The sequence below is a fragment of the Halomarina salina genome, assembly GCF_023074835.1.
GTDB lineage: Archaea > Halobacteriota > Halobacteria > Halobacteriales > Haloarculaceae > Halomarina > Halomarina salina.
This window is the reverse complement of record NZ_JALLGW010000001.1, coordinates 256,885-282,642: the sequence shown is the minus strand read 5'-3', so window position 1 is coordinate 282,642 and position 25,758 is coordinate 256,885. Positions and strand designations below refer to the sequence as shown.

25 protein-coding genes and 2 tRNA genes are annotated in these 25,758 nt (G+C 68.2%); 20 read left to right on the top strand and 7 right to left on the bottom strand.

The genetic code is table 11. From position 1 onward, the window contains the following. Nucleotides 1-15: 15 nt before the first annotated feature. The 5 genes from MX571_RS22630 (at nucleotide 16) to MX571_RS01445 (ending at nucleotide 4,303) form a co-directional block, all read left to right on the top strand. Nucleotides 16-933 (top strand): DUF4129 domain-containing protein, encoded by a 918-nt coding sequence (locus MX571_RS22630; RefSeq protein ID WP_247413817.1) that lies wholly within the window; start codon nucleotides 16-18, stop codon nucleotides 931-933. Beyond that, on the top strand, nucleotides 930-1,478 hold the full coding sequence (locus MX571_RS01460) for a DUF7269 family protein (RefSeq protein WP_247413816.1): 549 nt from the start codon (nucleotides 930-932) through the stop codon (nucleotides 1,476-1,478). The genes MX571_RS22630 and MX571_RS01460 overlap by 4 nt, the downstream gene beginning before the upstream one ends. Next, complete coding sequence (locus tag MX571_RS01455; protein WP_247413815.1) at nucleotides 1,475-2,752, top strand: DUF58 domain-containing protein; 1,278 nt, start codon at nucleotides 1,475-1,477, stop codon at nucleotides 2,750-2,752. Before MX571_RS01460 ends, MX571_RS01455 begins: the two co-directional genes overlap by 4 nt. Next, entirely contained in the window at nucleotides 2,749-3,243 is a 495-nt protein-coding gene (locus MX571_RS01450) for a DUF7519 family protein (protein WP_247413814.1), read from the top strand. Before MX571_RS01455 ends, MX571_RS01450 begins: the two co-directional genes overlap by 4 nt. Nucleotides 3,244-3,346: 103 nt before the next feature. Further along, nucleotides 3,347-4,303 (top strand): TIGR03557 family F420-dependent LLM class oxidoreductase, encoded by a 957-nt coding sequence (locus MX571_RS01445; RefSeq protein ID WP_247413813.1) that lies wholly within the window; start codon nucleotides 3,347-3,349, stop codon nucleotides 4,301-4,303. Nucleotides 4,304-4,343: 40 nt separating this feature from the next. On the opposite strand, the gene MX571_RS01440 is transcribed toward MX571_RS01445, so the two are convergent. Continuing rightward, nucleotides 4,344-5,291 carry an AAA family ATPase gene (locus MX571_RS01440; RefSeq protein WP_247413812.1) on the bottom strand — a complete coding sequence of 316 codons (948 nt, stop codon included), beginning with the start codon at nucleotides 5,289-5,291 and terminating at the stop codon, nucleotides 4,344-4,346. A gap of 106 nt (nucleotides 5,292-5,397) precedes the next feature. On the opposite strand from MX571_RS01440, the gene MX571_RS01435 reads away from it, so the two are divergent. Together MX571_RS01435 and MX571_RS01430 are read left to right on the top strand one after the other, a co-directional pair. Then, nucleotides 5,398-5,482, top strand: a tRNA-Ser gene (locus tag MX571_RS01435). Between the two features lie 260 nt (nucleotides 5,483-5,742). Next, the gene (locus tag MX571_RS01430; RefSeq protein WP_247413811.1) at nucleotides 5,743-6,999 is read left to right on the top strand and encodes an RNA-guided endonuclease InsQ/TnpB family protein; all 1,257 of its coding nucleotides are present in this window, start codon (nucleotides 5,743-5,745) and stop codon (nucleotides 6,997-6,999) included. Between the two features lie 93 nt (nucleotides 7,000-7,092). Here the strand turns inward: MX571_RS01430 and MX571_RS01425 are convergent, their stop codons facing one another. Together MX571_RS01425 and MX571_RS01420 are read right to left on the bottom strand one after the other, a co-directional pair. Further along, nucleotides 7,093-7,335, bottom strand: coding sequence for a DUF8142 family protein (locus tag MX571_RS01425; RefSeq protein ID WP_247413810.1), 243 nt, complete (start codon nucleotides 7,333-7,335; stop codon nucleotides 7,093-7,095). 80 nt (nucleotides 7,336-7,415) lie between these two features. Beyond that, nucleotides 7,416-7,703, bottom strand: a complete 288-nt coding sequence (locus MX571_RS01420) for a GYD domain-containing protein (protein ID WP_247413809.1) — start codon at nucleotides 7,701-7,703, stop codon at nucleotides 7,416-7,418. A gap of 250 nt (nucleotides 7,704-7,953) precedes the next feature. Here MX571_RS01420 and MX571_RS01415 point away from each other — a divergent pair, with 250 nt between their 5' ends. The 3 genes from MX571_RS01415 to MX571_RS01405 all read left to right on the top strand — a co-directional run bounded on the left by MX571_RS01415 (nucleotide 7,954) and on the right by MX571_RS01405 (nucleotide 10,043). After that, on the top strand, nucleotides 7,954-8,379 hold the full coding sequence (locus MX571_RS01415; protein WP_247413808.1) for a bifunctional nuclease family protein: 426 nt from the start codon (nucleotides 7,954-7,956) through the stop codon (nucleotides 8,377-8,379). A 97-nt stretch (nucleotides 8,380-8,476) separates the two neighbouring features. Next, nucleotides 8,477-9,139: an SAM-dependent methyltransferase gene (locus MX571_RS01410; RefSeq protein ID WP_247413807.1), complete on the top strand. Its 663-nt coding sequence runs from the start codon at nucleotides 8,477-8,479 to the stop codon at nucleotides 9,137-9,139. A 25-nt stretch (nucleotides 9,140-9,164) separates the two neighbouring features. Continuing rightward, nucleotides 9,165-10,043, top strand: coding sequence for a polysaccharide deacetylase family protein (locus MX571_RS01405; protein ID WP_247413806.1), 879 nt, complete (start codon nucleotides 9,165-9,167; stop codon nucleotides 10,041-10,043). A gap of 29 nt (nucleotides 10,044-10,072) precedes the next feature. Here the strand turns inward: MX571_RS01405 and MX571_RS01400 are convergent, their stop codons facing one another. Further along, the gene (locus tag MX571_RS01400; protein ID WP_247413805.1) at nucleotides 10,073-11,962 is read right to left on the bottom strand and encodes a PINc/VapC family ATPase; all 1,890 of its coding nucleotides are present in this window, start codon (nucleotides 11,960-11,962) and stop codon (nucleotides 10,073-10,075) included. Nucleotides 11,963-12,143: 181 nt separating this feature from the next. Here MX571_RS01400 and MX571_RS01395 point away from each other — a divergent pair, with 181 nt between their 5' ends. From MX571_RS01395 to MX571_RS01350, 10 genes are all read left to right on the top strand, one after another. Further along, nucleotides 12,144-13,286, top strand: coding sequence for a M20 family metallopeptidase (locus MX571_RS01395; protein WP_247413804.1), 1,143 nt, complete (start codon nucleotides 12,144-12,146; stop codon nucleotides 13,284-13,286). Nucleotides 13,287-13,411: 125 nt separating this feature from the next. After that, a complete protein-coding gene (locus tag MX571_RS01390) occupies nucleotides 13,412-13,720 on the top strand; it encodes a DUF7344 domain-containing protein (RefSeq protein ID WP_438267221.1) in 309 nt (102 codons plus the stop codon). A gap of 765 nt (nucleotides 13,721-14,485) precedes the next feature. Beyond that, nucleotides 14,486-16,168, top strand: a complete 1,683-nt coding sequence (locus MX571_RS01385) for a methyl-accepting chemotaxis protein (protein WP_247413802.1) — start codon at nucleotides 14,486-14,488, stop codon at nucleotides 16,166-16,168. 107 nt (nucleotides 16,169-16,275) lie between these two features. After that, nucleotides 16,276-17,181, top strand: a complete 906-nt coding sequence (locus MX571_RS01380) for a decarboxylating 6-phosphogluconate dehydrogenase (RefSeq protein WP_247413801.1) — start codon at nucleotides 16,276-16,278, stop codon at nucleotides 17,179-17,181. A 144-nt stretch (nucleotides 17,182-17,325) separates the two neighbouring features. Continuing rightward, nucleotides 17,326-18,384, top strand: coding sequence for a thiamine pyrophosphate-dependent dehydrogenase E1 component subunit alpha (locus tag MX571_RS01375; RefSeq protein WP_368409034.1), 1,059 nt, complete (start codon nucleotides 17,326-17,328; stop codon nucleotides 18,382-18,384). After that, a complete protein-coding gene (locus tag MX571_RS01370; RefSeq protein WP_247413799.1) occupies nucleotides 18,381-19,400 on the top strand; it encodes an alpha-ketoacid dehydrogenase subunit beta in 1,020 nt (339 codons plus the stop codon). The genes MX571_RS01375 and MX571_RS01370 overlap by 4 nt, the downstream gene beginning before the upstream one ends. After that, a complete protein-coding gene (locus tag MX571_RS01365) occupies nucleotides 19,397-19,657 on the top strand; it encodes a lipoyl domain-containing protein (protein ID WP_247413798.1) in 261 nt (86 codons plus the stop codon). The genes MX571_RS01370 and MX571_RS01365 overlap by 4 nt, the downstream gene beginning before the upstream one ends. Nucleotides 19,658-19,945: 288 nt before the next feature. Continuing rightward, a complete protein-coding gene (locus tag MX571_RS01360; protein ID WP_247413797.1) occupies nucleotides 19,946-20,536 on the top strand; it encodes a 2Fe-2S iron-sulfur cluster-binding protein in 591 nt (196 codons plus the stop codon). A gap of 203 nt (nucleotides 20,537-20,739) precedes the next feature. Next, nucleotides 20,740-22,215, top strand: a complete 1,476-nt coding sequence (locus MX571_RS01355; RefSeq protein WP_247413796.1) for an MATE family efflux transporter — start codon at nucleotides 20,740-20,742, stop codon at nucleotides 22,213-22,215. Nucleotides 22,216-22,258: 43 nt separating this feature from the next. Beyond that, a tRNA-Arg gene (locus MX571_RS01350) sits at nucleotides 22,259-22,331 on the top strand. Nucleotides 22,332-22,598: 267 nt separating this feature from the next. Here MX571_RS01350 and MX571_RS01345 read toward each other — a convergent pair. The 3 genes from MX571_RS01345 to MX571_RS01335 all read right to left on the bottom strand — a co-directional run bounded on the left by MX571_RS01345 (nucleotide 22,599) and on the right by MX571_RS01335 (nucleotide 25,753). Next, on the bottom strand, nucleotides 22,599-23,165 hold the full coding sequence (locus MX571_RS01345) for a metal-dependent hydrolase (protein ID WP_247413795.1): 567 nt from the start codon (nucleotides 23,163-23,165) through the stop codon (nucleotides 22,599-22,601). A 153-nt stretch (nucleotides 23,166-23,318) separates the two neighbouring features. After that, nucleotides 23,319-23,801, bottom strand: a complete 483-nt coding sequence (locus MX571_RS01340; protein WP_247413794.1) for a hypothetical protein — start codon at nucleotides 23,799-23,801, stop codon at nucleotides 23,319-23,321. A gap of 131 nt (nucleotides 23,802-23,932) precedes the next feature. Beyond that, nucleotides 23,933-25,753, bottom strand: coding sequence for an SLC13 family permease (locus MX571_RS01335; RefSeq protein ID WP_247418407.1), 1,821 nt, complete (start codon nucleotides 25,751-25,753; stop codon nucleotides 23,933-23,935). Between the last annotated feature and the right edge of the window lie 5 nt (nucleotides 25,754-25,758).

The window sequence follows — 25,758 nt, the reverse complement described above, 5'->3', positions numbered from 1 at the left end:
CCTGTTACCCGGATTGTGCAGCGCGAACGCCTCGTACCGCTCGTCGTCGCCATCCTCGCGGTGCTCGCGCTCGCAGTCGGCGCGGCGACGCTCGACTCGGCGACGAACGGTCCCCTCACCGGACAGAGCGAGGGACCGGGCCTCACCGACGGCGAACAGGGTGAGATGGACCTCGGTGGGCGGCCGCCCGCCGAGCAACCGGACGAGCAGTTCTTCCCGACGTGGCTCGCGCAACTGGTCGTCGGGGTACTCCTGTTACTCGGTCTCGTCGGCATCCTCTACCGCATCTGGACCGAGGGACTCGACTTCGTCAAGACGGTGGCGCTCGTCGCGTTCGCCGTGACGGCGGTCCTCCTCCTCCTCTACTACCTGCTGGAGTGGCTCACGAGCGGACAGGGGAGTTCCGGGGAGAACGGGATGCTCGGCGAGTTGCGCACCGTCCTGCCGGGCGGTGGCGGCGGGAACTCCGAGGTCTCGCAGGTCGTCACCGACCCGTCGGTCGTCATGCTCGCCGTCATCGGCGTGGTCCTCCTCGCGGTCGTCGCCGTCGTCCTCCGGTCGCTGCTGGGGAGCGACGGCGACGAGGCCCCGACCGACCCGGACCTCGACGACCCCGAGCCGAGCGTCCAGGAGGTGGGCGCGGCGGCCGGTCGCGCCGCCGACCGCATCGACGCCACGGGCGACGTGGAGAACGCCATCTACCGCGCGTGGCGTGAGATGACGGACCCGCTCGACCTCTCCCGCGAGACGTCGACGCCCGGCGAGTTCGCCGCGGCGGCCGTCGACGCGGGGATGAGCCGCGACGACGTCGGCGAACTGACCCGCCTGTTCGAGCGCACTCGCTACGGCGGCGTCGCGGTCGACGAGGGCCGCGAGCAGCGAGCGACCACCGCCCTCCGCCGCATCGAGCGGACCTACGGTGACGACCGATGAGGAAGGCCGTCGCCGTCGGCGTGGTGACAGTCGTCGTCGGTCTCGTCGCCGCCGTCGGCCTCGTGACCGTCCCGCTCCCGTCTGCGCTCGTCACCGTCGTCGGTCTCGTCGCGGTGCTCGTCGCCCTCCAGGCCGCCCGCCAGGGGCTCGGCCCCTCCGAAGCGCCCGTCCTGCCGACGCCCGAGCGTCGCCAGGCCGCGACGGTGCCGGGGGACGAGTTCGACGAGTCGCTGGCGTCTGCCTCCCGCCACGGCCGCATCGGCGGGGCGACCGACCGCGACGCGGTCCGCGACCGACTCCGAGAAGTCGCTGTCGAGGTGCTCACGCGCTACGACGGGGACACGCCCGAGCAGGCCCGCCGACGGCTCGCGGAGGGGACGTGGACCGACGACGCGCACGCGGCGGCGTTCTTCGGCTCGGACGCCGACTCCAGCGTGACCGTCGCCGACCGCGTCAGGTTCTTCGTGACCAGCGACTCGGCGTTCCGACGACAGGCCGCCCACGTCGTCGCCGTGCTCGACCGACGGGTCGCGGGGGGTCGATGAGTCTCCCGCTCACGCGCCGGACCGGGCAGCGTCGCGGGATGGCCGCCGCCGCCCTCGGACTCGCGGGTGTCGGCGTCCTCACCGGGCAGGCGAGCCTCGTGCTCGCGTCCGTGGTCGCAGTCGCGCTGGCGGCCCACGGTCGAGCGGGGACGCCTCCGAGCGTGGACCTCGCCGTCGAGCGGACCCTGTCGACCGCGAGTCCGAAACGCGACGAGGACGTCGTCGTCAGCGTCTCGGTGACCAACGAGGGTGAGTCGACCGCCCCCGACCTGCGCTTCATCGACGGCGTTCCCGAGGCGCTGTCGGTGGCCGACGGGTCGCCTCGACACGCCACCGCGCTCCGCCCCGGCGAGTCGACGACGTTCGACTACGAGGTGACCGCCGAGCGGGGCCACCACACGTTCGACCCGCTGTACGTCGTCGCCCACGACAGCAGCGGCGACGCCGCCAGACACACCGAGATACCCGTCGCGACCGACCTGCGCTGTGTGCCCGCGCTCCCGATTCCCGCGGCGCTCCCGTTGCGGGCGACGGCGGCCGGTATCACCGGCCAGACGGTCACGCCCGAGGGCGGTGCTGGCGTCGCGTTCCACACCATCCGCGAGTACCGCCGCGGCGACCCGCTCAACCGCATCGACTGGAACCGGGCCGCCCGGACGGGCGACCTCTCGACCGTCGAGTTCCAGCGCGAGCGCTCGGCGACGGTCGTCCTCCTCCTCGACGCGCGACCGTCGGGGTACGTCGCCAGCGACGCGGCGGACCGGACCGTCCTCGAACGCGCTATCGAGGCGGCCGGGGCGGTGTACGAGGGTCGCCGCCTCGTCGGTGACCGCGTCGGCGTCGCCGCGCTGTCGCCGACGGAGTGCTGGCTCGCGCCGGGGTCCGGGAGCGGCCACCGCGCTCGCGTCCGCGACCTGCTCGGCACGCACGAGGCGCTCGCGCCGCTGCCCGACGACGACGACCCGTTCTTCGGCGTCATCGCCATCAGGCGGCTCCGCCGGACGCTCCCGACGGACGCGCAGGTGGTGTTCTGCACGCCGCTCGTCGACGACTACGCGATGCAGGCCGCCCGACGCATCGACGCGTCGGGGAACCGCGTCACCGTCGTCAGCCCCGACCCCACGGTCGGTGGGACGTCGGGCCAGCGGCTCGCCCGCGTCGAGCGGTCGCTACGCTGTTCGACGCTCCGGGAGGCGGGCATCCCGGTCGTCGACTGGGGCGAGGAGTCGTTCCAGTCGACGGTCGCCAACGCCGTCCGGCGGTGGTCGGCGTGAGCAGCGTCGTCGACACCCGGCCGTCGACGAACGACGCGGCACTGGTCGGCGGTGTCGGCACCGTCGGCGCGGTGACGCTCCTCACGTCGCCGAACGCGCTCGTCTTCGGCCTGCTCGGGACGCTCCTGTTCGCCGGGGGGACGGCCGTCGGGGCGGGCCGCGTCGTCTCGCTCGGCCTCGTCGCGTCGCTCGGGGGCGTCGTCGTCGGTGCGCTGACGGGCGTCGGCGTCGTGTTCGTCGTCGCGGCGACGACGTGCTTCCTCGTCGCGTGGGACGCCGCCAACCAGGCGCTCGCTCTCGGGGAAACGGTCGGGCGCGAGGCGGTCTCCCAGCGGGCGCTGTCGGTCCACGCGGCCGTCGCGGGCGGCGTCGCCAGCGTCGCCGCCGGGGTCGGGTACGGCGTCTACCTCGCCGTCGGCGGGGGGCGACCGGTCGGTGCGCTCGTGTTGCTGCTCGTGGGTGCGGTGTTGCTCGCGTCGGCGCTGCGCTGAGCGCACTGTGGCCTGTGCGCAGAGGCTCGGTGAGTGAAATGTCTCCGCCCTCCCTTTCACCTGCGGGCAGACCGAATACGGTGGCTCCCCGAGACGCTCCACTATGAGCGACCTGTCACTGGGGTACACGCTGTCGAGCGAGGAACACGAGCCGATGGCGCTCGTCGACCAGGCGCGCCGGGCCGAGGAGGTCGGATTCGACTTCCTCTCCATCTCGGACCACTTCCACCCGTGGGTCGGCGAGCAGGGCGAGTCCCCGTTCGTCTGGAGCACGCTCGGCGGCGTCGCCGCCGTCACCGAGGACGTCGAGGTGGGCGTCGGCGTCGTCTGCCCGACGATGCGCATCCACCCCGCCATCCTCGCGCAGGCGGCGGCGACCACCGCTGACATGTTCGACGGCCGGTTCGTGTTCGGCGTCGGCACCGGCGAACTGCTCAACGAACACGTCCTCGGCGACCAGTGGCCCGAACACGAGGTCCGCCTGCGGATGCTCGACGAGGCAGTCGAGGTCATCCGCGAACTGTGGACGGGCGACCAGACGAGCTTCCACGGCGAGTTCTACGACGTGCAGAACGCGAAGCTGTTCACCCTGCCCGAGGAGAACCCGCCCATCTGCGTCTCGGCGTTCGGCGACCGCGCCGCGGCCGCCGCCGCCGAGTTCGGCGACGGCTTCTGGTCGGTCGGCCCGCAGGACGTCGTCGAGACGTGGGAGGAGGCGGGTGGCGAGGGGCCGCGGTACACGCAGCTCCACGCCTGCGTCGCCGAGGACGAGGACGAAGCCGCCCGGACGGCCCACCAGCAGTGGCCCAACAGCGCGCTCCCCGGCGAACTGAACGCGCACCTCCCGACGCCGACGCACTTCGAGCAGGCCTGCGAGATGGTGAGCGAAGAGGACATGCGCGAGAGCAGCATCATGCTCGGTGACGACGCCCAGCAGCACATCGACAGCATCCAGGAGAGCGTCGACGCGGGCTACGACCACGTCTACGTCCACCAGATCGGCGACGACCAGCAGGCGGCGCTCGACTTCTACGAAGAAGAAGTGCTGCCGTCGTTCTGAGCGGGCGGAAGCGTCGGGGGTCGGTGCGGCGCTGCCCCGCTCAGATGGTCGGCACTTCGACCGAGTTCAGCACGTCCGCGACGATGTCGCGCTTGTTCACGTTCTCGACCTTCGCGTCCGGCGTGAGGACGAGTCGGTGCGCGAGGATGGGCTGTGCGATATCCTTGATGTCGTCGGGGGTGACGAAGTCCCGGCCGTCGAGGACGGCCTGTGCCCGTGCCGTCTCGAAGAGGCGCTGGGTCCCGCGCGGCGAGACGCCGATTTCGACGCGCCGGTCGGTTCGGGTCCCGTGGGCGATGTCGACCATGTAGTCGAGCAGGTCGTCCTCGACGCGGACCGACTCGGGGACGGTCCGCAGTTCCGTCACCGACGCCTCGTCGAGCACCGTCTCGACGTTCGGACTCCGCGTCTCGCGGCCCATCCGGCGCAGGAGGAGTTCGACCTCGCCGCCGTGGTCGGGGTAGCCGATGGAGGTCTTGACGGTGAAGCGGTCTATCTGCGCCTCGGGCAGCGGGAACGTCCCCTCCTGCTCGACGGGGTTCTGCGTCGCGATGACGAAGAACGGGTCCGGGAGCGGGCGCGTCTCGCCGTCGACGGTGACCTGGTGTTCCTCCATCGCTTCCAGCAACGCGGCCTGCGTCTTCGGCGGCGCGCGGTTGATCTCGTCGGCCAGGACGACGTTCGCGAAGATCGGGCCGGGCTGGAACTCGAACTCCCGGTCCTTCTCGTTGAACACGTGCGTCCCGGTGACGTCGGAGGGGAGGAGGTCGGGGGTGAACTGCACGCGGGAGAACGACAGTCCCAGGGCGGTCGCCACGCTGCGAGCGGTGAGCGTCTTGCCGGTGCCGGGGACGTCCTCCAGCAGGACGTGCCCCCGGCCGAGCACGCCGAGGAGGATGCGCTCGACGAACGTCTCGTCGGCGATGACGCCCGACAGCACGGAATCGGTGACCGACGCACACTCCGCGGCGGCCGTCTCGATGTCCATGCAGGGGCGTTAGTGTCGCCCGGTTTGAACCTACCGCATGGCACCCCGTCACGCCCTCACGGTGAACCGAAACGGACTAAGTGGACGACGCTGAACTGTCGGGTGAGCCGAGGTAGCCTAGCCTGGCCAAGGCGGCAGATTCGAAATCTGCTGTCCTCACGGACACATGAGTTCAAATCTCATCCTCGGCGCTCTTCGCGACACAACCTGACGAGCGATAGCGAGGCCGCGTGCGGCCTCGGACGCGACGGCGGAGCCGTGAGCGTAGCGAGTCGTCCGTGCAGCGAGACGCTCACGTGAGATTTGAACGAGACCGGACGCGCGCAGCGAAGCGAGCACGTTCGGGCGTAGTCCAACTCTCATCCTCGGAAGGTCTCGAACGGTAGCGTAGTGATTCGTGAATCTCGCTACTGTCCGCGATTTTATACCGAATCGAGCTTTTATCGTCTCTGTGGCCGACGAGTACGTGCGTCGAACCGCGATAACCCGCCTCTCTGTCTCTGCTCAGCAACGCGAACTGCTCGAAGCCACTATTTCGGAGTGGAAGCACGGTTGCCAACTCGCCACGGACATGGCATGGGGGAACTACCACACGAAGAGCGACGTACAACCACTCGCTTACGACACAATCCGCGAGCAGACGGGGCTGGGTAGTCAACACGCGGTTCTCGCGACTCATCACGCCGCTCAGGCCATCTCCAGTTGCGTCGAGCGTCGCTCGAACGGCCGACAGGCGAGCAAACCCCGGTTCACCGCACCGACTGCCAGATACGACAGTCGGACGATGACCTTCTTCGACGACGAAACGGTGTCGCTCTCGACGACGGAGAGTCGCGTTCAATGCCAGTTGGCCCTCCCAGAGGACGACGATGGCTATCAGCGACAGTACCTCGATTCCGACTGCTGGCGAGTCACCGAGAGTACGCTGACGATTCGTGACGGCGAGTTCTTCTTGCACATCGGATTCCGTCGTCACAAGACCGATACCGAGCGTGATACCACCGAGGACGGAACGGTCCTCGGGGTCGACCTCGGTGTAGAGAACCTCGCTGTCACCAGCACAGCGTCCTTCTTCAGCGGGCGAGAACTGGCTCACTATATCCACGAATTCGAGAACGTTCGGTCGGGGCTCCAGCAAACCGGTTCCCGAAGCGCACGTCGGACGCTCGAACGGTCGAGTGGCCGTGAACTTCGGCACGTTCGTGATGTCGTCCACAGTGCATCGAACGTCATCGTCGCTGAAGCTCGACGGTACGACTGTGACGTCATCGTGTTCGAAGACTTGACCCACATCCGGGAACGAACGTCTGCAACGTGGGGGCACAGGTGGGCGTTTCGAACACTGTGCGAATTCGTCGAGTACAAGGCCGAATCAGCCGGCATCGCGGTGCGCAAGGTCGACGCATCGTACACGTCGAAGCAGTGTTCGGAGTGCCAGTTCATCGGTGACGAGAACCGACCAACGCGCGACGAATTCCTGTGTCAGAACTGTGGGTCTGAAGCGAACGCCGACTACAACGCGGCGAAGAACATCGGACTGCGGTACGTCCGTCGAGGCCAACAGTCGTCTCGGCGGACGGGCGACGGCCAACTCGCCCTGAAGTCCGGAACAGTGACGCCGAACGGCGGATTCACCGCCTACCCAGACGGGTTCGAAGCCGAGTTCACGGACAAGTCTCACGGACCAAGAGTCGTGCCGCAAGGCTGAGGCCGTGTGGCTGTTGGTATCTCTCCCTCGGCTTTCAGGGTGGTGGAGAGATCGGACACCAGCAGTCGAACTGATGTGGTTGCTCTTCGTCGCTCAGGCGAGTTCCTCGTCGACGCCGGTCTCCTCCTCGTCGTCGACCCGGTCGCGGGCGAACCCGGTTCGGATGGCTATCCAGCCGATGACGCTGATGAAGAGGATCGGGGGGAGGATCATGAACCCCCAGAGCGGGTCGAGCCCCCAGAAGAGCAACAGCGCGATGTCGGCCAGGCCGAGGAGGACGAACGGGGCGATGTAGAGACTCGCCAGTTTGCGCGAGACGGTGAACTCCGTGGCCATATCGGCCGTCGGGTCCGCAACGGGAAAAACGACGCGCCTCGGCCGTTCGCACGGCGCGTAGACGGCCGTAGCGGTGCGGTTCAGACGTCCTGAACGAGCGACCCGAACTCGTCGACCGGGAGCAGTTCGTGCGTCTGCATGTCGAGGCCGCGGCGTTCGATGACGATGGATATCTGGAGCGCCGTCTCGTGGTCCGGGGCCTCGAAGAGGATGAGGAAGTCGTGGTCCCCGAGGATGGCGTAGGCGTCCTTCATCTCGCCACCCACGTCCGCGATGTCGTTGCGGAGGTCGCCCCAGACGCTCGCGAGTTCCTGGGCGTTCTGCACGCGCGACTCGACCACGTCGACCAACGCCATGTACGTGCCCATAGGCTCGGAAACTCGGGGCGGGCGTAAAGGGATGCCGCCCGTTTCGGTTTTACAACTGTTCACAACGGACACACTCGCCGCCCGGTTCGGCGAGTCACCGACGACGTGGATATATTCCTGTCGGACCACGTAGAACGAAACCGATTCGGAGAGCGTCGCCGAACCGATACTGACCCCCGTTTGAGGACGTGAATCCACGGTATACTGTACAGGGGCTAACCTTACATACCCGGTTGGTGAATACGCTACTATGTCACCAGATGCCACGGTCCGCGGCGTCGGCGTGAGCGTCGACGACGGTGGCGACCGGACCCCCGTCGTGATGCTCGACGTCGGCGAGTCCGTGGTTCCCATCTTCGTCAGCGACGACCAGGCGCAGTCCATCCGCCTCGCACTCGAAGGTGGGTCGTTCGAGCGCCCGCTCACCCACGACCTGCTGCTGGAGATGACCACCGAGTTCGGCGCTGCCGTCGACCGCGTCCGCATCGACGACCTCTCCGAGGTCACCTTCTTCGCGAAGATCGAGACCGAGCAGTACCGCGACGGCGAGCGCCGGAACCTCTCGTTCGACGCTCGCCCGAGCGACGCTATCGCACTCGCCCTCCGCCTCGACTGCCCCATCGAGGTGTCGCCGTCCGTCATCGAACGCGCCGGTCGCCCCTCGTCGTCGGCGTAGTCGAGCGACTCACCTCTCCGACAGTTCTCTGCGCTTCGTCGCTCGCCCTCCATCGGACCGGACTGTTCAACAGTGGACGCCGAGTAGCGGCGCGGCGATGGAGTTCGACGAGCGCGAACGACGCTACGGCCGCGAGGAGTACTACTGGGGGACGACGCCGAACGACCTCGCGCACGAGGCCGCCGGGTACGTCCCCGACCGCTCCCCCGCGCCGACCGTGGTCGACGTCGGTGCGGGCGAGGGTCGCGACGCGGTGTTCTTCGCCGAACAGGGGTTCGAGGTGTACGCGACCGACGTCTCGCCGAACGGCCTCGCGAAGGCCGACCGACTCGCCGAGGAGCGAGGCGTCTCGATACGGACGCTCGAAGCCGACGCGAACGACCTGACCCTCCCGGAGCCGGTGGACCTGCTGTACTCCTGTGGCGCGGTGCAGTACGTTCGTCCAGAGAACCGCACCGAGCAGTTCGCGCACTTCAGAGACGCGACGAGGCCCGGTGGCGTCCACGTGGTCTTCGCGTTCGTCGACCACCCCGACGTGCCGACGCCGCCCGACTGGACCGACGAGGAGCGGTTCTACCAGCCAGGCGAACTCCGGTCGTACTACGACGGGTGGAAGATACTCGACGAGCGAGAACTGGTGTTCGAGGACGACTCGGACGACACGCCCCACGAACACGCCGCGGAGATCGTGGTCGCGGAGAAGCCGACGACCCGAGCCCACCGGCGGGTTCGAGAGCCAGTCTCCGACACCGCACGATAATGTGGGTTCGCTCGGTGGGCCACGCATGAGCACCGGACAGCGTGACTCCGGCGGTCGCCTCGTGCTGACGTTCGACGACGGCTACGCGGAGGATTTCGACCAGATACGCCCGGTGCTGGCCGACCGGGACGTCCCCGCGGTGTTCGCCATCGTCCCGACGTGGGTCGGCGAACCGGGCCACCTCGACGCCGAACGACTCGACGAACTCGCCGACGCGGGCCACGAACTCGCCGCCCACGGCCGACGACACCGCCACCTGCAGGCCCACCACCTCCGTCGTGACGCCGCGTCCGGCGACGACCGACTCCACGTCTCGGGGGAGGTGCACGCCGACGGCCACGGGACGCTCGCCGGCGACCGCTACGAGGTGACCGACGGCGAGACGAGCGAGACCGTCGAGGTCGCAAGCGTGACCGCCACCGACGAGGGGGGCACGATTGCGGTCGAGACGCCGCTCTCTCGGTCGTTCGATGCGGGGGAGGCGGTCGTCAGGCCCGAAGCGTCGGTCGTTGACGACGAAGTCCGCGGCGCGCGCGAAGGACTCGCCGACCTCGGTCACGACCCGACGACGTTAGTCCTCCCGTACGGCGCGGCCGACGTGCGGGCGTGGCGGGCCGTCCGCGAGGCGTACGACGTGCTCGCCAACGCCGCGGTCCGCTCGCTACCGAACCCGCCGGGGACCGACCCGACGAACCTCCGACGGTACTACCTGGAGACGACGCACCTCACGAGGGTCGAACTCGGCGAGTACCTCGACGCGGTGGCCGAGACGGGCGGTGTCGGCGTGCTGGCTGGCCACAGCGCGTGGGAGTCGGTCCCGCCCGAGCGCGTCGGGTGGGTCGTCGACGCGGCCCGCGACCGCGGCGTCGAGGTGACGACGTTCGCGTCGCTGTTCGGGGAGTGAAGCGGGCGGAAAGAGGAGTGCCCGTCGTCTCAGGACGGGACGACCGTCACCTGCTGGCCGCGGTCGATGGCCTGCTCCATCTCCTCGGCGATGGCGCTGCCACGGGAGACCTGAATCTCGCCGCCTCGCGAGACGGTCGCGGTGAACAGGTACTCGCCGTCGGCGCGGACCTCGACGGTCTCGCCGCCTCGGCCCTCCACGGGGACGATGATGTGTCGGGAGGTTATCTCGGGTGTGACGACCTCGCCGGCGTGGCCCGGCCCCTCGCTCACCCTACTGTCGTTTCCCCCCGAACCACCGGCCCCGCCAGCGCCGCCGGTGCTCCGGTGGTGGTCGGGTCGCTCGTCGAGCGTCCGCACGTCGATGTCGATGCCCAGCGAGTCCTCTATCTGGTCGATGCGGCCGCCGCCCTTCCCGATGACGTAGGAGATGTCGTCCTCCTCGACGTAGACGACGGCGCGGTTCTGGCTCTGGAGTTCGACCTGCACGTGACCGCGGGCGACCGAGCGGACTTCTCGCTCGATCTCGTTGCGGGCGAGGCGGTCGACGCCCGTCTCGTCCTCGCCGTCGGCGTCGTCGAGGGGGACGGTGACGACCTGCCGGTTGAAGGTGTATATCTCGTACGCCGGGCGCTGGGTCTCGTGGTCGGAGACGACGATGACCGGGCGGGCGAGGTCCTCCTCCATCAGGCCGTGGGGGACCTTCACCTCCGTCGCGACGTCGTAGATGGTCTCGACGTCACCGGCCTCGATGTACGCCACCGTGTCGACGACCTGGGGAATCATCCCGAGTTCGACCCGGCCGATGAGTCGCTGGAGCGCGTCGATGGCGCGGGTCGCGTGGACGACGCCGACCATCCCGACGCCCGCGAGGCGCATGTCGGCGAACGTCCGGAAGTCGTCGGTCTTGCGGACCTCGTCGTAGACGGTGTAGTCCGGGCGCACCATCAGCAGGGCGTCGGCGGTCTTGTCCATGTCCCCGTCGAGTTCCGTGTACTGGGTGATGCCCGCGTCGACCTGCAGGTCGCGGGGTTTCTCCATCGTCTTCACGGAGTAGTCCGCCTCGGAGAGGAACCCGGCGACGGCCTGCGCGTACGTCGACTTCCCGGCACCCGGTGCCCCGGCGATGAGGACGCCGCGCTGGCGGTCCAGCAGGCGTTCTTCGATCTCCTCGCTGTAGTCGTAGTCGGCCATCGTCGTCTTGACGACCGGCCTGACGGCGGTTATCTCGACGCCGTCGGAGAACGGCGGTTCGGCGATGGCGATGCGGTAGTTGCGGAACTGGACGATGGTCATCCCCGGTTCGGAGAGTTCGGTGAACCCCTCGTCGTCGGCGTCCGCCGCGTTGCGGACGTCGTGGACGTAGTCGCGCATCGTCTCCTCGTCGAGTGCCTCCTCGGCGATGGGTTCGTAGCGCACCGCGCCGACGTCCCCGCGTTTGGCCATCGGGCGCACGCCGGTCTTCAGGTGGACCGACATCGTCTCGTCGTCGAAGTACGACTCGAGGGCGAGCTCGCCGATCTCCTCGTCGTACGGTTCGAGGTACTCGACGTCGAGGCCCTGGGCCTTCGCCACCTCGCCCTGCACGATGTCGCTGGTGACGAACGTGGCGTCGTAGTCGGCGGCCACGTCGCGGATGAGGGCGTCGATGGCGCCCGCTCGGGCGCGCTCTATCTCCTCGGTGTTCGCTCGTCGACCCACGAACTCGACGTCGATTCGTCCGTCGTCCGCGAGGTCGGCCAGGCGCTGGAGCTCTTGGAGGCCCTGCCAGCCGATGTCGCGGTCGGAGTTCGCCTGCGCTTCGAGTTCGCCGACGACGGCTTCGGGGACGTACACCGTCGCGTCGGCGAAGGCACCGCTTTCGACACGCTCGGACACGCGGCCGTCGACGACCACGCTCGTGTCCGGAACGACGTTCATACAGTCCGTTCGGACGGCGGGCCTGATAAGGGTACGTAACGCGACGTGTCGGCGGCCGTACTCCGTGGTATTCGTTGGCTCTCTCCACGGGCGGGACTGCGTGAGTACAGGGGCGGGACTGTGCGAGTCGGGGTGCGTCGCGGGTCGGAGCGCTTTCGACGCCCGAGCGCGAGCGACGGACATGGACACGGACGCGAACACGGGAGCAGACGCCGTCGCGCTCACCCGCCGACTCGTCGCCACGCCGAGTCACGACGACGAGTCGGCCGTCGGCGAGGTCGTCGCCGACTGGTTGCGCGACAACACCGACGCGACCGTCAGCCACGACCCCGAGGGGGCGGGCGTCGTGGCGCGTCGGGGCGACGCGGACGCCGCCGACAGAGTCGCGCTCGTCGGGCACCACGACGTGGTCGCACCGGACCCGTCGCAGGTCGACGAGTCGGGAGGGTACGTCGTCGAGGAGCGAACGGTCGAGAGGAGCGACGGAGCGGGCGACGAGGAGTCACGACTGTTCGGCCGGGGGAGCGCCGACATGAAAGGCTCCGTGGCGGCCGCGATGGTCGCCTTCCGCGACGTCGACGTGCCGTGTACGTTCGCCTCCTTCCGCGGAGAGGAGGTCGGTGGCGTGGGCGCGCGCCACGCCATCGACGAGGGATTCGCGCCCGACTACGCCATCGTGGGCGAGGGGTCGACGAGCTACGCCACGCCGGGCGTCACAGACGTCGTGATCGCTCACAAGGGTCGCCGTGGGAGTACCGTCACCGCACGCGGGCGAGCCTGTCACGCCAGCGAACCCGAACGCGGCGAGAACGCCATCTACCGGGCCGCAGAGGCGGTCGACCTCGTCCGAGCAGTCGAGGTGCCGTCGGCCGAGGTGCTCGGCGTCTCCCAGTCCGGGAGCGTCGCCGTCACGGAGATAGAGGGCGGAAGCGGCTGGAACGTGGTTCCCGAGACGTGTTCGTTCACCGTCGACGAACGCACCGTCGCGGGCGAGCGCGCGCCGCTGGAACGCGTCGAGGACGTTCCGGGCGTCTCGTGGACCGTCGACCAGGACCTCCCGCCGATGGCCTGCGACGACGAACGGTTCGCCGACGCGGTGCTGGCCGCGGCCGACGAGGAACAGGAGCGGACACCTCGGCAGGTGAGCAAACCGCACGCGACCGACGCGGGGTGGCTCGCACAGGCGGGGACGACGTGCGTGGTGTGTGGTGCGTCGGAGCCGGGAGAGGCCCACACGGCGACCGAGAGCGTCTCGATTCCGGTCGTCGAGCGCTGTGCGAGAATCTACGCGAACGCGGTCCGTCGGACGGCGCTGCTAGACTGAGGCCTTGGTGTGCCAGCCGTTAGTATTAACCAATCTGACGTGACTTATGATTCTGGGGACGAACAAATGGAAAAACAACCAAACTCGGATTGTCCGAGGACAGACAAAGTCAAGAATACAAAACCGTGTTGGCCGACGTGCGCCGTCGGTTCGTACTGAACGACCTACTGACGCACATCCACCCGGTACCGGTGTACGACCTGACCGACCGCATGCTCGCCTGGGGAGTCGAGCACGGGGTCGAGGACGTCGAGTCGGCACGGTTCGAGGACCTCCGCGAGGACCTCGCCGAGGTCCACCTGCCTCGTCTGGAGGCGGCGGGACTCGTCGAGAGCGTCGACGGTGAGCGCTACACGCTCACCGAGTCGGCGATGGAACTCGAAGCGGTGGAACGCGACCTCGACCAGAAGTCGACCGTGAGGAGTGCAGACTAGCGGTCGAACGCGCGACAGCAGCCGATGAATGCCCCGCTCGGTAGCGTCGGGCGGCCGTCTACCGAGACGTTCACGCTGCCTGCTTTTTGACCGTCGGACACCCGGCCACCGCTACCGTCGGCGCTCGGGAACGATGCGGCGACGACGGCGTGACCGGCGAGCGGACTCGACCAGCGACCGCTACTCGACACGGCGGACCGCGGTCCCGACCCGGCCCGAGGCGGTCACTGCGCTGCGGGCGGAGAGCGGGTGCTCCTGTGTAAGGGATGTCGTCGAAAGAAGCCAGCACGAGAACGGTGCTGGCAGCCCACGCGACGACGTTTGAGGCTGTCAGAGGCACTCGAAACGGTCGTTCTCGACCGTCGTGTGGGCAGACGCGCTCGCCACGGAGCATGACGAAACTCTTCCACCTTCTTCGCCACTGTGATACCAGGGGGCGGAGAGCGCGTCCATCCTCTACAACCGGGGGATATCTATTAAGATTTCGCACATTTCTAGACTGACAGGAGTCTCCAGTCATGATTGTGGTCTGACAGATGTGTGAGTCCTCACGTCGGGACGCTAGCCGACCCGATACGGCAGACGCGGTGCGTCGTGTGCTGTCGAGCGCGTACTAGTGGCTCACTCGGGAGTACGAACTCGGTCGAAGCCATCGCTGTGACTACCTTCACACCTAACTGTCGGACGGTCGTGATTACGACGCTAAATATCACAGTCGATAATGGTTACAGCAGATTCTTTTAGTCCTATCCGACAGGTCTGGTCATGAGCACAGGTGATGTGACCGAACGAGACCACGACGGACGTGCGGACGGTGCGGACGGCAGAGACGGCCGGGAAGGGACGGACGAGTCAGTCGGAACGAACGGGACGGAGCGGTCCGAAAGCCACGACCGCGCACGGAGCGACGGGGCCGCAGCGGCCGAACGGGGCCGTCCCCGAGGAGCGGGGGCCGACGTATCGGATTCGCCGCAGTCGTCGGGTCCGTCCGGCGCACCCGAGGAGTCCGACGACACGCCAGCGAACCCGCTCGACGCACAGACCATCCTCGACGCCGTTCCGGCGGTCGTGTTCGTCCTCGACGTCGACGGGACGGTCCGCGCCTGGAACCGCGAGGCCGAGCGGTTCACCGGGACGCCACGCGAGGAGGTACTGGGGACGCAGGACGTGAGCGTGGCGTTCTACCAGGACGGCCGCCGCGCGAAGACCCTCGCGGACAAGGTGGTCGAAGCGCCGGAGTCCGCCCACCGCCACCCCGAGTTCCAGGTGAACCGCTCGACTGACGTGTCGTACACGCGCTACGAGGACACGTCGACGATGCTGAACGCGAACGGCGAAGAGGTCGACATCTGGTTCACCGCCACGCCGACGTACCGCGACGGGGAGTTCACCGGCGTCGTCGAACTGGTGCAGGACATGTCCACCGAGAGCGCGATGGAGGACCTCGTCACCGAGGTCAACGGGACGCTGTCCGCGCTCGGCGGGGGCGACCTCTCGGCGCGCGCGCAGTACGACGGCAACGGCGTGCTGGACGACGACCTCGTCGCCGTCGTCGACCACGTCAACGCGACCGCCGAGAGCATCGAGGAGACGGTCGCGAAGGTCGAAGGCCGGACGGAGGCGCTCGTGACGCGCATCGACGAGACCGTCGAGCGGACGAGCGACATCGCCGGCGAGGTCGACGACCAGCGCGACGACCTGGACGCCGTCGTCGGCGAGATGGAGAACTTCAGCGCGGGGATGCAGGAGGTCGCCGCCAGTTCCCAGCAGGTCGCGGCCGCGGCCGACCGCGCACAGGAGGCCGCGACGGTCGGCCAGCAGTCGGGCGAGGCCGCCAGCGAGGCCATGACGGAGATGGTCGAGACGGGCGACTCGCTCGCCGCGCAGGTCCGGTCGCTCGAAGACCGCATCGCCTCGGTCGTGGACGTGGTGGACGTCGTCGACGACATCGCGGACCAGACGAACCTGCTGGCGCTCAACGCGTCCATCGAGGCCGCCCGCGCCGGGGAGGCCGGGTCCGGCTTCGCCGTCGTCGCCGACGAGGTCAAGAGCCTCGCCGAGGAGACCCGCGAACACACCGAACTCATCGGAGACGAGATAGAGACCGTTCAGGACGAGATGGCCGAGACCATCGAGGCCGTCGAGGCGTCGACCGACCAGATAGAGGGCACCGACGACGAGATCGACGACGTGCTCTCGGCGCTGGACGAGGTCGCGGACGGCGTCGACGAGGCAGCCAACGGCATCCGCGAGGTCGCCGAGGCGAACGACGAGCAGGCCCAGAGCGTCAACGAGGTGACCGCGCTGGTCGAGGACGTCGCGGACAGCAGTCGGACCGTCAGCGAGGACCTCGACGACATCGAGGACACCACCCACGAACAGGAGGAACTCGTCCGGGACCTCGCCACGCGGGTCGGGGAACTCGGCAACCGGTCGGCGGACCGATAGCGTTCGACGGACCGCCACTCTTCGGACCGCCACTCTTCTGACCGCGCGGTCGGCGACCCGAGCGACGGAACCACAACTGCTACCTTGTCGCCTTCGAAGCCCCGTCCATGCAACTGGGAGTCGTCGGTCTGGGACGGATGGGCCGCATCGTCGTCGACCGGACGCTCGACGCGGGCCACGACGTGGTGGCGTTCGACATCGACGCAGCGGCTCGCGAGGACGCGGCCGACGCGGGAGCGACGCCCGCGGACTCGCTGGCCGCGCTGGCCGACGAACTCGACGACGAGAAACGCATCTGGCTGATGGTGCCCGCGGGCGACGCCGTCGACGCCGCCCTCTCCGAACTGGAACCGCACCTGAGCGACGACGACGTGGTCGTCGACGGCGGCAACTCCCACTTCGAGGACTCGGTGCGCCGCGCCGAGGAGACGCCCGCGGCGTACCTCGACTGTGGCACCTCCGGCGGCCCTGCGGGCGCTGAACTCGGCTTCTCGCTGATGGTCGGCGGTCCCGCGTGGGCGTACGAGGAACTCGTCCCGGTGCTCGACGCCGTGGCGACGGGTCCCGACGGCCACGCCCGGATGGGGCCGGCGGGGTCGGGTCACTACGTGAAGATGGTCCACAACGGCGTCGAGTACGCGCTGATGCAGGCGTACGGCGAGGGGTTCGAACTGCTCCACGAGGGACGGTACGACCTCGACCTCGAAGCCGTCGCGGGCGTCTGGAACAACGGCGCTGTCATCCGGTCGTGGCTCCTCGAACTCTGCGAGGAGGCGTTCCGGGAGGAAGGCGTCGCACTGGGCACCGTCGCCGACCGCATCGAGGGCGGGTCGACGGGAACCTGGACGGTCCAGGAGGCGCTCACACAGGAGGTCCCGCTGCCCCTCATCTACGCCGCACTCTCGGAACGGTTCGGGTCGCGGGCCGACGAGGGACGGTTCTCCCGACGCCTCGCCAATCGGCTCCGGTACGGGTTCGGCCGCCACGAGGTCCAGCGACTGGACGACGCGTAGCCGAGTACGCCGGTCGTACACTCGCCAACCGGGAGCGTCCCAGTGTCGGACCGTTCTGCCGCTGTACGTAACTAACGTTTATTATGTTTCTCGAAAAGGAGTATGCCGGGGAGAACCATGATAAGCGTCAACACTCGAGAGCGGATGTACGAGACGATGGTGGCCGCGCGTCACTACGAGGAGCGCCTACAGGAGGAGTATCTGGAGGGGAAACAGCCGGCGTTCGACATCTCGGCGGGGCCGATTCCCGGCGAGTTGCACCTCGCGGCGGGCCACGAGGCGGCCGCGGCGGGCGTCTGTGCGCACCTCCGGCCCGAGGACACCGTGACCGCGACGCACCGACCGCACCACGTCGCCATCGCGAAGGGCGTCGACCTCCAGCGGATGACCGCCGAGATATTCGGGCGGCGGACGGGGCTGTGCAAGGGGAAAGGCGGGCACATGCACCTGTTCGACCCGGAGGTCAACTTCGCCTGTAGCGGCATCATCGCGCAGGGGAGTCCGCCCGCGGTCGGGGCTGCGCTCGCGGCCAAGAAACGCGGGACGACGGACGTCGCCGTCTCGTTCATCGGCGAGGGAGCCATCGACCAGGGCGGGTTCCTCGAATCGCTGAATCTGGCGGCCGTCCAGGACTTACCGGTGGTGTTCGTCGTCGAGGACAACGACTGGGCCATCAGCATGCCGAAGTCGCGGGTGACGGACGTCGAGAACGGCGCACAGCGTGCCGCCGGGTTCGACATGCCGGGCGTGCGGGTGGACTACGACGACGCTGTCGCGGTGTACGAGGCGGCCCACGATGCGGTCGAACGCGCCCGGAACGGCAACGGCCCGACGCTGCTGGAGGTGCAGGTCCACCGGCGGATGGGTCACTTCATGGGCGACGCGGAGGGGTACCGCCCCGACGAGGACGTCGAGCGAGCGAAGCGCCTGGACTCCATCGAGCGACTGGCCGACGATCTGCGGGAGGAGGGTATCGCGGACGACGAACTCGACGAGATTCGAGCGCGCGCCCACGAGCGAGTCGAGGAGGCAATCGAGTGGGCGAAGGAGCAACCCGAACCGGACCCCGACGAGGCGTACGAGGACGTGTTCGTCACGCCACCGCGGGCACAGGTGGTGACCGACGGCGGGGGTGGTGACACCGACGGTGACGGCGACACACCACCGGAGACGGACGCGGCGAACGGAGGTGCGGACCGATGACCCAGCAGGTAGCGAAGGGACGCGAACTGACGATGAGTCGGGCGATGGTCGAGGCCATCGCCCACGAGATGCGCGAGAACGAGGAGGTGTTCTACATGGGCGAGGACGTCGCCGACTACGGCGGCATCTTCGACTCCACGCAGGGCCTGCTCGACGAGTTCGGGCACGACCGCATCATGGACGTGCCCATCAGCGAGACGGCGTACATCGGGGCGGCCGTCGGGGCCGCACAGGCCGGGATGCGCCCGATTGCGGAGCTGATGTTCGTCGACTTCTTCGGCGTCTGCATGGACCAGATCTACAACCAGATGGCGAAGAACACGTACATGAGCGGCGGGGCGGTCAACGTCCCGATGGTGCTCACCACCGCGGTCGGCGGGGGGTACAACGACGCCGGCCAGCACTCCCAGACGCTCTACGGCACGTTCGCCCACCTGCCGGGGATGAAGGTCGTCGTCCCTTCGAACGCCTACGACGCGAAGGGGCTGATGCACGCCGCCATCCGCGACGACGACCCGGTCGTCTACATGTTCCACAAGCGCCTGATGGGTATCGGCTGGATGCCCGCCCCGGAGGGACCGAAGACGGACGTCCCCGAGGAGGCGTACACCCTTCCCTTCGGCGACGCGGAGGTGAGACGCGAGGGGAGCGACGCCACCGTCGTCACCCTCGGCCTGCACGTCCACCGGGCGATGGAGGCCGCGAACGAACTGGCCGACGACGGCATCGACGCGGAGGTGATCGACCTGCGGACGCTCGTCCCGTTCGACACCGAGACGGTCATCGAGTCGGTGCGGAAGACGGGACGACTCGTGGTCGTCGACGAGGACTACCGGTCGTTCGGACTGACCGGCGAGGTGGTCGCTCGCGTCGCCGAGGAGGCGCTCGACGACCTCGAATCGGTCCAGCGCCTCGCCATCCCGGACGTGCCCATCCCGTACGCGCGACCGCTCGAAGAGGCGGTCAACCCGGGCACCGCGGACATCGCCGAGGCGATTCGCACGGTCACCGAATGAGCGAGTCCGAGACGCTCGTCGACTCGGCCGCCTACTGGCCCGACGACGCGATGGACGTCGAGGAGGCCGTCGTCAGCAACTGGTTCGTCCGCGAGGGGAGCCAGGCCGACGAGGGCGACGTCATCTGCGAGATTCAGATAGAGAAGGTCGCCATCGATGTCCAGATGCCCACCACCGGTACCGTCACCGAACGCCTCGTCGGGGAGAACGAGGTGTTCGCCTACGGCGACCCGTTGGCGCGAGTGCGAGCGGACTGAGACAGTCGGAGGTGTGGGTGCGGTACGATGCCGGGCGGTCAGCGGAGCCGAGCGGGCGCGGTGCTGTGCGGTCATGCTTTCTGTTGTGCCGCGAGCGAGTGAGCCGCGGAGCGGCGAACAAGCGAGCGGGCCAAGGAGCCCCCGAAGGGGGCGACGCAGGTTTTTAGTCCAGATTTTGCCAGCGAACCAGCGGCGACCGCGAGGCACCGCCGAGCGTGTCGCCGCGACGTGAGTGCAGCAAAACGTGGTATCGCAATGCTGTTAACGCCCCCTCGCCAACTCGCCAGCATGGTAGACGCACTGGGTATCGGCGTGGGGGCGACTATCGTCCTCTTCGTCGTGGTCCTTCACTTCTCGCGCGGGACCGAGTGGACGCCCACCGAGGACATCTCCAACGACATCCTCGAACGGCGTGCCTCGACGGTCCCCGAGACGGACTTCCCGGAACCGATGAACCGCTCCATCGGCGGTGGCGGCGTCGCGGCGGGTGCCGTCGGGGCCGGGTCCGAGGGCGAACTGGACGACGGCGAGGGCGAGGGCCAGGCGGCGGGCGACGACGACCCCTCGGCGATTCCCGACGACGAGGCCGAGACGTACGAAATCGAGTTCGTCAAGGAGGGAGAGACCATCGAGATCAAGGAGAACACGACCGTGCTCGAAGCAGGAGAGGACCAGGGCTGGGACCTCCCCTACGCCTGCCGCGAGGGGCAGTGTATCTCCTGTGGAGGGCACATCACCTCCGGCGGACACGCCGAGGACTACGTGAAACACCACACCAACGAGATGCTCGGCGACGCCGAGATGTCCGACGGCTACACGCTCACCTGCGTCGCGTACCCGCAGTCCGACTTCTCCATCGAGACGGGCGAGAGCCCGTAACGCGGCCGACACGCATCGGCCGACACGCACCGACCGAGCGCTTCTCGTTCCGCGTCTGCCGTTTTCGTTCTCTCGACCCCCGACTTCCAGTGTCGACTGTCGCCGTGACGCGAACCGTGTGTGACGATGGAGTGCTATAGTCACTGAATCTCACGCCAGCCCTATAGTGACGGAACCGAACTCCTGACGAGAGTGGGTTCCCCGTGAGTCGAGACCGAACTATCACAGAGGGCGGGTTGGCGTGGCCGCTGTTCACGCTGGCGTGGCCCATCGTCGTCACTGAGCTGCTCCAGGTGGCGTACAACCTCGCCGACACCATCTGGCTCGGCCGCTACTCCGCGGCCGCCGTCGGCGCGATGAGCCTCGCCTTCCCGCTCATCTTCCTCCTGCTGTCGGTCGGCGGCGGGTTCACCGTCGCCGGGAGCACGCTGGTCGCGCAGTACACCGGCGCGGGCAGCGACGGCGACGCCGACTTCGTCGCCGGACAGACGCTCTCGTTCGTGACGAAACTCGCCGTCGTGCTCGGCGCACTCGGCTTCGTCGCGGCGGGACCGATGCTCGGTCTCCTCCCCACGGACCCCGAGACGGCCCGCGAGGTCGTGCCGCTGGCGGCCGACTACATGCGGGTGTTCTTCCTCGGCACGCCGTTCCTGTTCGGCTTCTTCGTCTTCTCCGCGCTGATGCGCGGCTACGGCGACACCCGGACGCCGATGCTCGTGATGCTCCTGTCGGTCGTGCTCAACGTCGTCCTCGACCCTATCCTCATCTTCGGGTTCACCGAGAACCCGCTGTTCGCGATGCTCGGCGCGGAGGGGGTCCAGTCGAGCCTCGCGGCACAGACGGGGTTCACGGGGATGGGCGTCGAGGGGGCGGCGCTGGCGACGCTGATCGCCCGGGCGGCGGCGACGGTCGTCGGCGTCTACGTCCTCTTCGGGACGGACCTCGGGCCGGACCTCAGACTCGACTACCTGAAGACCGACCGCGAGACTGTCCGCAAGATCGTCGACATCGGCGTGCCGAGCGCCCTCGAACAGTCGACCAGCGCCCTGGCGATGATAACCCTCACCGCGATGGTCGTGACGTTCGCCACCCCGGTCGTCGCCGCGTACGGGCTGGGCAACAGGCTCATCTCGCTGGTGTTCCTCCCCGCGATGGGGCTGGGTCGGGCGACGAACACGATGGTCGGTCAGAACCTCGGTGCCCAGAAAGCGGAGCGAGCGGAGCGTGCGGTGCAACTCGCCGCCAGCGTCGGCGCGGGCGTGATGTTCCTCGTCGCCGTCGTCGCCTACCTGTTCGCCGAACCCATCGTCTCGGTGTTCATGGCGACCGGCACCGCCGAGGCCGCCGAGACCATCCGCCACGGCACGGAGTACCTCCGCATCCGCACCGTCGAGTTCGCGTTCATCGGCGTCCTTCAGGTCGTCCTCGGCGCGTACCGAGGTGCTGGCAACACGAAGACCGCGCTGGCGTTCTCCCTGATGGCGCTGTGGGTCGGCCGGGTGCCGACCGTCGCGTACCTCGTCTTCGTCGCCGGGTGGGGACCGACCGGACTGTGGGCCGGGATGGCCCTCGGCAACATCGTCGGCGCGTTCGGCGCGGTGGCCTGGTTCCTCCGCGGGACGTGGAAGGAGACGGTCGTCGACGAGCAACCGGCCGCCACGGCGGTCGCCGAGGACTGAAACTCACAACGGTTAACACCGCCCGTCCGGTATCCGGGAACGAGGGCCCGTAGCTCAGTGGATAGAGTGCCAGGTTCCGGACCTGGTTGTCGGGGGTTCAAATCCCTCCGGGCTCGTGAACCCGCCGAACGGACGTGAGGCGTGGTGAACTCCTTCTGAGGGATTTGAAGCAGGAAGCGAGCGGCAGCGAGCGACCGTGGTTCAAATCCCTCCGTGCTCGTCGATTCTCTCTCGAACGAAAGTGAGAGAGGAATCGCCAGACCGTCGGTGGGTTTGAATCGACGAGCAGCGCGAACCAAGTGAGCGCACGATTCGAACGCCTCTCGACCGCCTCTTCTCCCGCGTCGAGTTCACACGAAGACGAGAAGCAGTCGGACCGTTCGTCACCGAGTCGCGTCGCCCACCGCCCGTGACCCCGACCGACCGAAGGTCAGGTACCAGAACGCGGCGTTGAACGCCAGGCCCGCGGCGAACAGCGCGATGGTCGCCCAGAACGACTTGTAGTAGAGGACGTCCGTGTAGACGATCGGTCCCTCGACCAGCGGCCAGAGCAGTTCGAGGCGTGTCGACTTATCGGGTGCCGAGAGGGTGTCGGCGAAGAGGTGTGCGAGTCCCGTCACGAAGACGATAATGACGCCGAGTGGGACGGCGCGTGCCGCCGCCCGACGGGAGAACCACTTCGTCCCGCCGAACACCCGTCGCATCGCGAGACCGAGCAGCGGTCCCACCGTCACTGCAGCGAGCGTAACGAAGAGGATCGTGTGGACGACTCCGTGGTGGTGGATTCCGAGCGCGTCGATGTTCGAGAGGACGAGGTCCACGTCCGGGAGCATCCCGAACCAGAACCCGACCGCGAGGAACGTGACTGCCGTCCGCTGGTCGTCGATGAACAACCAGCACGGCGACAACCAGACCAGCGCCATTCCGAGGTGACCGAGTACGTCGACCATATCCTGGCGACGACGCCCAGACGGATAGTTCCCAACCCAGACAGTCGCAAGTCCCGACTCGTGAGCGGGGGTTCACTGACCGACGCGTCGCTCGCGGTGTCGGGTCCAGAGCACCGCGTCCACAGAAAAACGAGGAGGTCTATCTCGCCGCGCTCAGATGTCGTCGTCCGCGTCGAGCTCGTTCGCGGTGTCGACGTTGAGTCCGTCGCTCTCGCTCGTGCGCGACCGGCGGAGCGCCGAGGCGGCGAGTGCGACGATACCGAGGACGAGTGCGACGGTACCGACACGGCGTCCCGTCCGGCGTGCGCTGTCGAAGCGGGCCTTCAGCGCGGTTCGGCGGCGGTGTTCGACGGTCGCGACCAGCTGGCGGCCCTCCTCCGACTCGACCGTCTCGAGGTCGGTGATGGTCTCGCCCTTCCGGGAGTCGATGTCGAACGTCTCCGCGAGCGTCCCCGTCGCTTCCGAGAAGTCGACGGCACGCTCGCCCTCGAAGGGTTCCTCGGTGGCCGACTCCTCCGTCCCGTCCTCGTCCGTCTCTTTGTCGGCGGCGACGCCTGGGTCGACCGACTCCGCGTCGATGTCGTCGGCCATCTCCTCCTCGTCGTTCTCGATTTCGATGTCTACCGTGTCGGACATACCCGGACGAAGTGGCGACGGAGGGAAAAACGTGATGGCGGCACAGCGTGCCGTTCACGGCCTCGTGACTGTCTCTCCCCTCGAATCAGCCTCCGATTTCGGGTCGTGTTCGGGCGAAGCTCTGGGCCGGTTCAGACCCCGACGCCCCGGAGCGCCACGATGGCGGCGACGGTCACGACCGAGAGGAGCAACTGGAGCAGGCCGCCGACGCGGGCGTAGTCGCTGAACCGGTAGCCGCCGGGTCCGTAGATGAACAGGTTGGTCTGGTAGCCGACGGGCGAGAGGAAGGCCGTCGAGGCGGCGAACGTCACCGCGAGGACGAACGCGAACGGGTTCGCGCCGACCCGGACGGCGGCGTCGACGGCGACGGGGAGCATGAGGACGACGCTGGCGTTGTTCGAGATGACGTTCGTGATGAGACTCGTCGCGACGTAGAACACCCACAGCACGCCGACGGCGGGGAGGTAGTTGCCGGTCAGGGCCACGAGCGCGCCGAGCAACTGCGCGCCGCCGGTGTTCTGGAGCGCGAGGCCGAGCGGGATGACGCCCGCCAGCAGGAAGACGACGTTCCACTCGACGGACTCGTACACCTCGTTGGGCCGGATGACGCCGGTGACGAGCATGGCGACGACGCCCGCGAGGGCGCTGACGACGATGTCGAGCAGGCCGAGGGCGGCGACGCCGACGACGCCGACGATGATACCGACGGCGAGCGGTATCTTGTCGGTCCGGTAGGCGGGGCGTTCGGGTTCGTGAGCGACGATGAAGTCGCGGTTCTGGGAGAGGCGGTCGAGGCTGTCGGTCGTCGTCTGGACGAGCAGCGTGTCGCCGACCTGGATGACGAGGTCCTCCAGCCGGTTCCGGATGAGTTCCCCCCGCGAGCGGAAGGCGAGGACGTTCGCGTCGTAGCGCTGGCGGAACGTCGAACTGGCGAGCGTCTCGCCGACGAGGAACGACCCGCGCGGGACGACCACCTCGACGAGTTCCGGGTCGGCTCCCTCGTCGGTCTCGGTGAGGTCCTCGTCGGAGCGAGGACCGCCGAGCAGACTGAGTCCGTCGGCGAGCATGAACCGGCGGAGCGTGTTGCGGTCCGCGCGCACGCGGAGGGTGTCGCCGGACTGTATCTCCTTCGTGCCCAGCGGCTCGCCGAACCGCTCGCCCTCGCGTTCGAGCTGGAGGATGTCGGCGTCGAACAGCGACTCGTCGACGGCCTGCGAGACGGGCATCCCGACCAGCACGGAGTCCTCGTCGACGACGACGTCGGTGAGAAACCCTTCTATCTCGTACTCCTCGACGTACCCCTCCTCGGGCGGGATGCGCTCGGGCGTCAGCCGGTAGCCGACGGTCATCAGGTAGAGCGAGCCGACCACGAGGACGACGAGGCCGATGTCGGTGAACTCGAACACCGAGAAGGCGTGGAGACCGAGCCCCTGGTAGCGCTCCTGTGTCGCGAGCGTCGCCGCGGTCGAACTGGCGAGGATGTTCGTCGAGGTGCCGATGAGGGTGAGCATCCCGCCGAGCATCGAGGCGAACGAGAGGGGCATCAGCAGTTTCGAGGGCGACGTCTTCCCCTTGTGCGCCAGGTCGGAGATGACGGGGACGAGGATGGCGACGACGGGCGTGTTGTTGATGAACCCCGACGAGACGCTCGTGACGCCGATGGTCGCCGCGAGCTGTTTCCGGCGGTCGGTGCCCGCGAACTGCGCCATCCGACGGCCGATGATCTGGACGGCTCCGGTCTTCGAGATGCCAGCCGAGAGGATGAGCATCGCCAGCACGGTGATGGTCGCCGGGTTGGAGAACCCCGAGAGCCCCTGTGCGACGGTGACGCCGGTGAACGGTTCGAGCACCATCAGCGTCACCGCGACGAGGAGGGCGGTCACGTCGATGGGCAGCAACTCGGTGGCGAACAGCACCAGTGTGACGAGGACGACGCCGAACACGACGAGCATCCCCG

Bases quoted from the DNA above. Each gene is read 5' to 3' on its own strand.
- MX571_RS01460 (WP_247413816.1), top strand. From the start codon at position 930: ATGAGGAAGGCCGTCGCCGTCGGCGTGGTGACAGTCGTCGTCGGTCTC.
- MX571_RS01455 (WP_247413815.1), top strand. From the start codon at position 1,475: ATGAGTCTCCCGCTCACGCGCCGGACCGGGCAGCGTCGCGGGATGGCC.
- MX571_RS01445 (WP_247413813.1), top strand. From the start codon at position 3,347: ATGAGCGACCTGTCACTGGGGTACACGCTGTCGAGCGAGGAACACGAG.
- MX571_RS01440 (WP_247413812.1), bottom strand. From the start codon at position 5,291: ATGGACATCGAGACGGCCGCCGCGGAGTGTGCGTCGGTCACCGATTCC.
- MX571_RS01425 (WP_247413810.1), bottom strand. From the start codon at position 7,335: ATGGCCACGGAGTTCACCGTCTCGCGCAAACTGGCGAGTCTCTACATC.
- MX571_RS01420 (WP_247413809.1), bottom strand. From the start codon at position 7,703: ATGGGCACGTACATGGCGTTGGTCGACGTGGTCGAGTCGCGCGTGCAG.
- MX571_RS01415 (WP_247413808.1), top strand. From the start codon at position 7,954: ATGTCACCAGATGCCACGGTCCGCGGCGTCGGCGTGAGCGTCGACGAC.
- MX571_RS01410 (WP_247413807.1), top strand. From the start codon at position 8,477: ATGGAGTTCGACGAGCGCGAACGACGCTACGGCCGCGAGGAGTACTAC.
- MX571_RS01405 (WP_247413806.1), top strand. From the start codon at position 9,165: ATGAGCACCGGACAGCGTGACTCCGGCGGTCGCCTCGTGCTGACGTTC.
- MX571_RS01400 (WP_247413805.1), bottom strand. From the start codon at position 11,962: ATGAACGTCGTTCCGGACACGAGCGTGGTCGTCGACGGCCGCGTGTCC.
- MX571_RS01395 (WP_247413804.1), top strand. From the start codon at position 12,144: ATGGACACGGACGCGAACACGGGAGCAGACGCCGTCGCGCTCACCCGC.
- MX571_RS01385 (WP_247413802.1), top strand. From the start codon at position 14,486: ATGAGCACAGGTGATGTGACCGAACGAGACCACGACGGACGTGCGGAC.
- MX571_RS01380 (WP_247413801.1), top strand. From the start codon at position 16,276: ATGCAACTGGGAGTCGTCGGTCTGGGACGGATGGGCCGCATCGTCGTC.
- MX571_RS01375 (WP_368409034.1), top strand. From the start codon at position 17,326: ATGTACGAGACGATGGTGGCCGCGCGTCACTACGAGGAGCGCCTACAG.
- MX571_RS01370 (WP_247413799.1), top strand. From the start codon at position 18,381: ATGACCCAGCAGGTAGCGAAGGGACGCGAACTGACGATGAGTCGGGCG.
- MX571_RS01365 (WP_247413798.1), top strand. From the start codon at position 19,397: ATGAGCGAGTCCGAGACGCTCGTCGACTCGGCCGCCTACTGGCCCGAC.
- MX571_RS01360 (WP_247413797.1), top strand. From the start codon at position 19,946: ATGGTAGACGCACTGGGTATCGGCGTGGGGGCGACTATCGTCCTCTTC.
- MX571_RS01345 (WP_247413795.1), bottom strand. From the start codon at position 23,165: ATGGTCGACGTACTCGGTCACCTCGGAATGGCGCTGGTCTGGTTGTCG.
- MX571_RS01340 (WP_247413794.1), bottom strand. From the start codon at position 23,801: ATGTCCGACACGGTAGACATCGAAATCGAGAACGACGAGGAGGAGATG.
- MX571_RS01335 (WP_247418407.1), bottom strand. From the start codon at position 25,753: ATGCTCGTCGTGTTCGGCGTCGTCCTCGTCACACTGGTGCTGTTCGCC.